8 protein-coding genes are annotated in these 8,028 nt (G+C 64.4%); 6 read left to right on the forward strand and 2 right to left on the reverse strand.

What is annotated here, in order from left to right:
- The first annotated feature begins 23 nt into the window (after positions 1–23).
- The gene (locus FZZ93_RS17740) at positions 24–614 is read left to right on the forward strand and encodes a YajG family lipoprotein (RefSeq protein WP_149323629.1); all 591 of its coding nucleotides are present in this window, start codon (positions 24–26) and stop codon (positions 612–614) included.
- A gap of 27 nt (positions 615–641) precedes the next feature.
- Here FZZ93_RS17740 and FZZ93_RS17745 read toward each other — a convergent pair whose 3' ends face one another.
- Both FZZ93_RS17745 and FZZ93_RS17750 read right to left on the reverse strand, forming a co-directional pair.
- A complete protein-coding gene (locus tag FZZ93_RS17745) occupies positions 642–1,280 on the reverse strand; it encodes a thiopurine S-methyltransferase (protein WP_149323630.1) in 639 nt (212 codons plus the stop codon).
- A 13-nt stretch (positions 1,281–1,293) separates the two neighbouring features.
- Positions 1,294–1,932: a TIGR04211 family SH3 domain-containing protein gene (locus tag FZZ93_RS17750; protein WP_149323631.1), complete on the reverse strand. Its 639-nt coding sequence runs from the start codon at positions 1,930–1,932 to the stop codon at positions 1,294–1,296.
- Positions 1,933–2,334: 402 nt separating this feature from the next.
- Between FZZ93_RS17750 and miaB the strand changes: the two genes are divergently transcribed.
- The 5 genes from miaB to lnt all read left to right on the forward strand — a co-directional run bounded on the left by miaB (position 2,335) and on the right by lnt (position 7,876).
- Complete coding sequence (gene miaB, locus FZZ93_RS17755; RefSeq protein ID WP_149323632.1) at positions 2,335–3,678, forward strand: tRNA (N6-isopentenyl adenosine(37)-C2)-methylthiotransferase MiaB; 1,344 nt, start codon at positions 2,335–2,337, stop codon at positions 3,676–3,678.
- A gap of 206 nt (positions 3,679–3,884) precedes the next feature.
- Positions 3,885–4,991 carry a PhoH family protein gene (locus FZZ93_RS17760; protein WP_407650221.1) on the forward strand — a complete coding sequence of 369 codons (1,107 nt, stop codon included), beginning with the start codon at positions 3,885–3,887 and terminating at the stop codon, positions 4,989–4,991.
- Positions 4,988–5,500, forward strand: coding sequence for an rRNA maturation RNase YbeY (gene ybeY / locus FZZ93_RS17765; RefSeq protein ID WP_149323634.1), 513 nt, complete (start codon positions 4,988–4,990; stop codon positions 5,498–5,500). The genes FZZ93_RS17760 and ybeY overlap by 4 nt, the downstream gene beginning before the upstream one ends.
- A complete protein-coding gene (locus tag FZZ93_RS17770) occupies positions 5,497–6,363 on the forward strand; it encodes a CorC family transporter (protein WP_149323635.1) in 867 nt (288 codons plus the stop codon). Before ybeY ends, FZZ93_RS17770 begins: the two co-directional genes overlap by 4 nt.
- A 40-nt stretch (positions 6,364–6,403) precedes the next feature.
- Positions 6,404–7,876, forward strand: a complete 1,473-nt coding sequence (gene lnt / locus FZZ93_RS17775; RefSeq protein ID WP_149323636.1) for an apolipoprotein N-acyltransferase — start codon at positions 6,404–6,406, stop codon at positions 7,874–7,876.
- Positions 7,877–8,028: the final 152 nt, after the last annotated feature.

Raw genomic sequence — 8,028 nt, forward strand, 5'->3', positions numbered from 1 at the left:
GCCATTTCAGGAAGGAAAGTGCCATGCAACGTCGACGTTTTTTGAAGCTCACAGCCTTGATGCTGACCCTTGGCTGGCTCGCCGGCTGTTCGTCGCCTCAATACCTGCAGCCGACGCCCGAGCGCACCGCCACGGTGCCGAGCATTGGTCAGGGCCAGGCGGTGACCGTGGCGGTGTTGGATGGCCGAGACAGCCCGCAGATCGGCACCCGCAGCGGCAATGCCATGTCGACCTCGGTGATCACCGTGGAGGCCGAGCCCTTGATGCCGAAACTGCAGGCGGAGGCCGAACGCGCCCTGCGCGACATGGGCTTCCAGCCGACCACGCAGGCCGCCCAGGGGCGCCCTCGCCTGACGCTGACCCTGCAGCGCCTCGCCTACGGGCGCGGCCAGAGCCAACCGTTGATCGATGAAGCGCGCCTCGAGTCCGTGCTGGTCGCCAACGCCGAAAACGGCGGCGCGACCTACACCGGAACCTACACCTCACGGCGCACCCAGGGTTATGCCGTGCGTCCAAGTTTCGAAGCCAACACGACCATGGTCACCGAGCTGCTCTCGGACGGGCTGAACCGTGCCTTCAGGGATCCTGAGCTGGGGCGTTTTCTGGCGCGCTGACCCGGTGGCGCAAGGCACTGCCCGGTTTCAGCGTCCGGGCCCCCGCCGCACCAGCTTCCAGACGCTCTCCCGGAAACCGCTGCCCGGCTCGCGCTCGCCATCCTCCAGATGGGTCACCTCGAAGTTGGGCGAGAAGCGCTCACGCACCTCGTCGGCCGTCACCTCATAGGGCGGGCCTCCCGAGTCGCCCGGCGCTCGGGTCAGGGTGATCAACAGCCCCCGAGCATCGGGCGGGAGCAACTGGGCCAGATGAAAGGCATAACGCTGGCGTGCAGCGTCAGGCAGGGCGATCAAGGCCGCCCGGTCGTAGAAGGCACCGATCTCCGCTGCCTCGTCGATGTGAAAGTGAAAAAAGTCTCCACACCATAGCTCCACGTTCGCCTGCCGGCTGACGGCAAAATGCGCGTGATGGTAGCGGGACACCTCGCTCTCGCCTTCCGACAGGAACTGCTCGATGGCCACCTCGGCCAGTTCGATGCCCAACACCGGGTGGCCTCGGTCGGCCAGCCAGCGCATGTCCAGGCTCTTGCCGCACAAGGGCACCAGCACCTTGGTCCCCTCGGCGACACCGAGACAGGGCCAATGGCGTTCGAGCGCAGAGTGCACCGCTTCGCGATGAAAGCCGATGCGTCCTTCCTGCCAGCGCTGTCGCCAGTCCTCGACCATGCTGCCCCCTCGCTCAGAACCAGCGGTCGCGCTTGCGCCGACGCCGCGGCAGGTGCGGCACGATCAGCCCGACCAGTAAACCGGCGCCCGCCACGCCTCCGCCATACATGAAGTAGCGCATCAGCAGGTCCTCTTCCTGTGTTTCCAGGCGAGCCTGCAGGTTACGGATGGTGTCGCGGGACTGCTCGGTTTCCGTGGCGAGCTCCTGATTGCGGCCTTCCAGCTCGGCGATACGCTGCTCGCGCACCGCAAGCGTCTCGCTGAGCGCATTGATGCGATCTTCCCAGGTGTCATTGATGCCGGACAGTTCAGCACTCAACTCCTCGACCCGGGACTCCAGCGCCGGCAACTGGACCTGAGCGCTGGGCGTATCCTGAAGCTGATCGCTCGGCACCCAGACCTCATCGCCGCTCTCGCTGCGCACCTGGGTATAATCGTCCTCGGTATCGAGCACCTCCACCGGCTCGCCAGCGGTCAGGTTGCCGACGATGCGATAGCCATCGGTAGGCCCGCTGCGGACATAGGTGGTCAACTCATCAGACACCCAGCGCGAGGTATTGTCTCCGCCATCATCCTGTTGGGCGAGCGCCGGCAGGGCCAGGGCCCCGAGCAGCACGCCCAGTGTCACTTTCTTGCTTCGTTGCATTGTCATGCCGTCATCCTGGCTATCCAAGGCTCTGTGTGCGGTGTCCCAAGGCAATGGTGGCTAGCGCCGACCTCCCTTCCAACCCGACCCGCGATAAACGCAGCACTCCCGACGTCATCCACAATTGCTGTGGACAAGTGTCGGGAAAACCGCTGGAAACCACCGGCCAGGCAGCATGCCGCCGGCATGATCGCGGTATCGATCACATCATGACCACCCACGCGCCCCGCCGGGACCGGCACAAGCGCCAAAGGTACCACAGACATGCCGCCGTCGGCAGCGCACGACGCTGGCCCCCGGCGTCGTGCGCGCGTATAATTCGGCCCTCATCGGACGACTCCAAGTCTGCCCGCGAACGATCATCCACCGGTGTTACCCGTCGGGCCTCGACGCCACGACCAGACTCTTATGGCGAAGAAACTCTTCATCAAGACGCACGGCTGCCAGATGAACGAGTACGACTCCGCACGCATGGCGGATCTACTCGGCGAATCCCATCAGCTGGAGCTCACCGACGACGAGCATGATGCTGACGTCATCCTTCTCAATACCTGCTCGATCCGCGAAAAGGCGCAGGAGAAGGTCTTCCACCAGCTCGGCCGCTGGAAGAAGCTCAAGGACGCCAATCCGGACCTGGTTATCGGCGTTGGCGGCTGCGTGGCCAGCCAGGAAGGCGAGGCATTGCGCAAGCGCGCCCCTCAGGTGGACATGGTGTTCGGCCCCCAGACCCTGCACCGTGTGCCGGCCATGCTCGACGCACGCCAGGACGACAAGATCTCGGTGGTCGATGTCACCTTCCCGGAAATCGAGAAGTTCGACCACCTGCCGAAACCAACCTCCGACGGCGCCACCGCCTTTGTCTCGGTCATGGAAGGCTGCTCCAAGTACTGCACCTTCTGCGTGGTGCCCTATACCCGGGGCGAAGAAGTTTCGCGTCCCTTCGAGGCGGTGATGGACGAAGTGATCCATCTGGCCGACCAGGGCGTTCGCGAGATCAACCTGTTGGGGCAGAACGTCAATGCCTATCGTGGCGAGAACCAACTCGGCGACGAGATCGACCTGGCCGAGCTGATCAGCTGCGTGGCCGCCGTCGACGGTATCGACCGCATCCGCTTCACCACCTCGCATCCGGTGGAGTTCTCCGACAGCCTGATCGAGGCCTACGGCGAGATTCCAGAACTGGTCAGCCATCTGCACCTGCCCGTGCAGGCTGGCTCCGACAACGTCCTGGCGGCCATGAAGCGCGGCCATACCGTCGAGGAATACGTCGACAAGCTGGAACGCATCCGTGCCCTGCGCCCGGACATCAGCTTCTCCTCGGACTTCATCATCGGCTTCCCCGGCGAGACCGAGGCGGACTTCGAATCGACCATGGACCTGATCCATCGCATCGGCTTCGATGTTTCCTTCAGCTTCGTCTACTCGGCACGTCCCGGTACGCCGGCGGCATCACTGCCCGACGACACCCCGGAAGCGGTCAAGAAGCAGCGCCTGGCGATTCTGCAGGAACGCATCAACCAGCAGGCCATGCAGATCAGCCGGCGCATGGTGGGCACCACCCAGCGCATCCTGGTGACCGGCTTCTCGCCCAAGGACCCGGGCCAGTTGTCCGGGCGCACCGAGAACAATCGGGTGGTCAACTTCCGCGCGCCCAATCCCACCGAACTGATCGGCTACTTCGTCGACGTGGAAATCACCGAGGCGCTGCCCAATTCCCTGCGGGGCGATCTGGCCTCTCCGGAGCGCTTCTGATTCCTTCTGCGGCCGGGGACGGCTCATGAACGTGCAGGCTCAGGCCAGGCGACATCGTGATCGACGTGCTGTTCAGCATGCTGAATGAACACGCCGATCACGATTTCAACGCTGCATGGCCGACGCCCGGCCCGTCATGAACCGTCTCCCGCGCATTGCTCCGCCCCCCAAGGTGGCAGTAAGCTGACGACGACACTCATCAACCCATGGACCCGCCTGTCTTGAGCCAGTCATCCACACCGGCCAATCGCATCATCACGCTGAATCTCGAGCCCAACGACCCGCGCCGCCTGGCCAACCTCTGCGGGCAACGCGACGAGCACCTCAAGCTGATCGAAGCGCGGCTCGGCATCACGCTGCGCAATCGCGGCAATACCTTCCAGCTGGCCGGCCCGGGACATCGGGTCAAGGCCGCGTCCAACGTCGTTGAACACCTCTACCGCGAGACCGAGGCCAGCGACCTGACCCCGGATACCGTTCACCTGTTCCTGCAGGAATCAGGGCTCGAGGCACTGGAAGAAGAGGAAGAGTCGCCGGGCAGCGAGGACGAAGGGCTGATCCGCACGCCCAAGGCGCTGATCAAGCCGCGTGGCTTCAACCAGCAGAGCTACGTCTCGAGCGTTCGGGCCCATGACATCAACTTCGGCATCGGCCCGGCCGGCACCGGCAAGACCTATCTGGCCGTCGCTGCCGCCGTGGAAGCGCTCAACCAGCAGGAAGTACGTCGTATCCTGCTGGTACGCCCGGCTGTCGAGGCTGGCGAGAAGCTCGGCTTCTTGCCCGGCGACCTGGCCCAGAAGATCGACCCCTATCTGCGGCCGCTCTACGATGCTCTCTATGAAATGATCGGCTTCGAGCAGGTCGCCAAGCTCATCGAGCGCCAGATCATCGAGATCGCGCCACTGGCCTACATGCGCGGCCGCACGCTCAACAATGCCTTCATCATCCTCGACGAGAGCCAGAACACCACTCGCGAACAGATGAAGATGTTCCTGACGCGCATCGGCTTCGGTTCCACGGCGGTAATCACCGGGGATATCACCCAGGTCGACCTGCCGCGTGGCCAGACCTCGGGGCTGATCCAGGTCCTCGATGTACTGAAGGGTACCCCCGGCATCGGCGTGACCCACTTCGCTGCCAAGGACGTGGTGCGCCATCCCCTGGTACAACGCATCATCGAGGCCTACGATATCTTCGAGGCCGAGCAGGAAGCCGAGGCCAGAGCCAAGCGCGAAGCCCGCGAGCAGGAACGCGAGGCACAGCGCCAACAGCGACAGGAACGCCGTGACGACGGCGACACTGGAAACTCATGAGTTCACCGGATATCGATCGCCAGGTCGCCCTGGAAGTCGAGGATCTGCCACGACAGGCCGACCTTGAGACCTGGGTGACCGGCGTGCTGTCCCGTCACCCCGACGAGACGCGTCACGAGCTGACGATCCGCTTCGTCGATGCCGAGGAAAGCCAGCACCTGAATCGCGACTACCGCGATCGCGACCGCCCGACCAATGTGCTCTCCTTCCCCTTCGAGAGCCCGCCGACGGTCGTCCTGCCCTTGCTCGGCGATCTGGTGATCTGCCATCCGGTGGTCGTCGACGAGGCCGAGACGCAGCACAAGTCCCTGCTCGATCACTATGCCCATATGGTCGTGCATGGCACGCTGCACCTTCTGGGCTACGATCACATCGAGGACGATGAGGCAGAGGTCATGGAAGCCCTCGAACGCGAGATTCTCGCCGAACTGGGCATCGCCGATCCCTACGCAACCTCTAGCCCTCCCCCGCGTGACATCGATACCGAGGACGAGAGAGCCGACGCATGAGCGAAGACCGATCGAGTAGCCAGGGCAACAAGTCCTGGCTCGATAAATTGTTCAGCGCACTTACCAGCGATAGTGACGAACCCAGCTCCCGGGACGAACTCCTGGAGTTCCTCCGCCAGGCAGCGACCCGGCTCAAGCTCGAGCAGGACGCCATGATGATCATCGAGGGCGCCCTGAACATCAGTGACCAGCAGGTTCGCGAAGTGCTCATCCCGCGTTCCCAGGTCAACGCCATCGATCTCGACCAACCGCTGGAAGAATACCTGCCAGTCATTCTCGAGACCGGCCATTCGCGTTATCCGGTCATCGGCGAGAACCTCGACGAGGTCAAGGGCATCCTGCTGGTCAAGGACCTGCTGCCACTGCTGCAAGGCAACCAGGACAACGGCCACGCCTTCCAGCTAGAGGAAGTGCTGCGCCCGGCGATGTTCGTGCCGGAATCCAAGCGGCTCAACAGCCTGCTCAAGGAATTTCGCGACACCCACAATCACATGGCCGTGGTAGTGGACGAATACGGCGGCACCGCCGGCATCGTGACCATCGAGGATATCCTCGAGGAAATCGTCGGTGACATCGAGGACGAGCACGACACCGACGAGGAAGCGGACATCCGCGACCTGGGCGACGGCCGCTTCGCCATCCGCGCCCTGACGCCCATCGAGGAGTTCAACGAACACTTCGGTACCCGGCTTTCCGACGAGGAATTCGACACCCTGGGCGGCCTGATCATGCAGCGTTTCGGCCATCTGCCCGGACGCGGCGAACACACCAGAATCGGCGACTGGCGCTTCACCGTACTCAACGCCGACAACCGTCGCATCCGCCTGCTGGAAGCCGAGCGGCCTACCGACGACGACCAGTGACGCTCCCGCTTTCCCGAACCTGACGACCACGGACGGAACCATGCCCGCCTTTCGCTCCAGCCCCCTGCTCGGTTGCCTGGCCGCCCTGGCGGCCGGGGTACTGACCACGCTCTCCGCCGCCCCCTTCATGCTGTGGTGGCTCGCCCCGGTGGCCGCCGGCCTGCTCTATGCAGGCCTGCCGGCCCTGTCGCCACGTCAGGCGGCCTGGCGTGGCTGGTGCTATGGCCTGGGCCTGTTCGGTACCGGCGCCTCCTGGGTCTATGTCTCGATCCACGATTACGGCTACACCGGCGTTCCCCTGGCCGTCTTCCTGACGACGCTGTTTGTGGCCGCCCTCGCCTTGTTCTTCGCCGTCACGCTCTGGCTCTATCGACGTCTTGCCGGCCCCCGCTTCGCCGTGCTCACCTTCGCCGGCGCCTGGGTGCTGGGCGAAGCCCTGCGCACCTGGCTGTTCACCGGTTTTCCCTGGCTGCTGCTGGGCAGCGGCCAGGTGGATTCACCCCTGGCGTCGTGGGCGCCGGTGGGCGGTGTCTACTTGCTGTCGCTGATCACCGCCCTGAGCGGTGCCCTCGGCGTGGAGCTGCTGCGCCGCCGCTGGTGGGCCGCCCTGCCCCTCGCCGGCCTCTGGTTGGCGCCTCTGGCACTGCCGCCGCAATGGACCCATCCCGCCGGCGATCCGGTGCGCGTCGCCCTGCTACAGGGCAACCTCTCGCAGTTGATCAAGTGGACCCCGGAAGGCCAGCGCACCGCCATCGATACCTATCGGCGCCTGACCCGGGAACTGGGCGACACGCCGCTCGACCTGGTGATCTGGCCGGAAGCGGCGCTGCCGATGTTCGAGGACCAGGCCCGGCCAGTGCTGGAGCGCGCCCAGGCGAGCCTGCCGGACGATACCCAGTTGCTCACCGGCATTCTCCAGCGTGATGAACAGGGCAACTTCTATAATAGCGTGGTCGGCCTGAACGGCGTGCAGGGTGAATATCGCAAGCACCATCTGGTGCCATTCGGCGAGTACCTGCCACTGGAAAGCCTGTTACGCGGCGCCATCGCCTTCTTCGACCTGCCGATGCCGGCCATGACGCCAGGCCCCGATGGCCAGCAACCCATCGTCGCCGCCGGCACCCGCATCGGCAATGCCATCTGCTACGAGATCATCTATGCCAACCTGGTAGCCAAGCAGGCACGTCACGCCGACGTGCTCCTGACGCTATCCAACGATACCTGGTTCGGCGATTCCCTGGGCCCCCAGCAACACCTGCAGATGGCCCGCCTGCGCGCCCTGGAAAACGGCCGCTACGTGGTCAGGGCCACCAGCAATGGCGTCACCGCCATCGTCGACCCACAGGGACGCATCGCCGGTCGCCTGCCCCAGTTCGAAGCTGCCACCCTGATCGGGGAATATGTTCCCATGGAAGGCCTCACCCCCTTCACCCGCACCGGCAGCTGGCCGATCTGGCTCCTCGCGGCGCTGATGGTGCTGCCCGGCCTGCGGCTACGCCGCCGTAAGCTGTAAGCTGTAAGCTGTAAGCTGTAAGCTGTAAGCCGCGAGCATCGAGCTACGAGATTCGAAGGGCAACCCCAAGGCAGCGTAGCTCGTAGCTCGTAGCTCGTAGCTCGTAGCTCGTAGCTCGTAGCTCGTAGCTCGTAGCTCGTAGCTCGTAGCTC

Origin of the sequence: Halomonas eurihalina (genome assembly GCF_008274785.1) — a bacterium.
GTDB lineage: Bacteria > Pseudomonadota > Gammaproteobacteria > Pseudomonadales > Halomonadaceae > Halomonas > Halomonas eurihalina.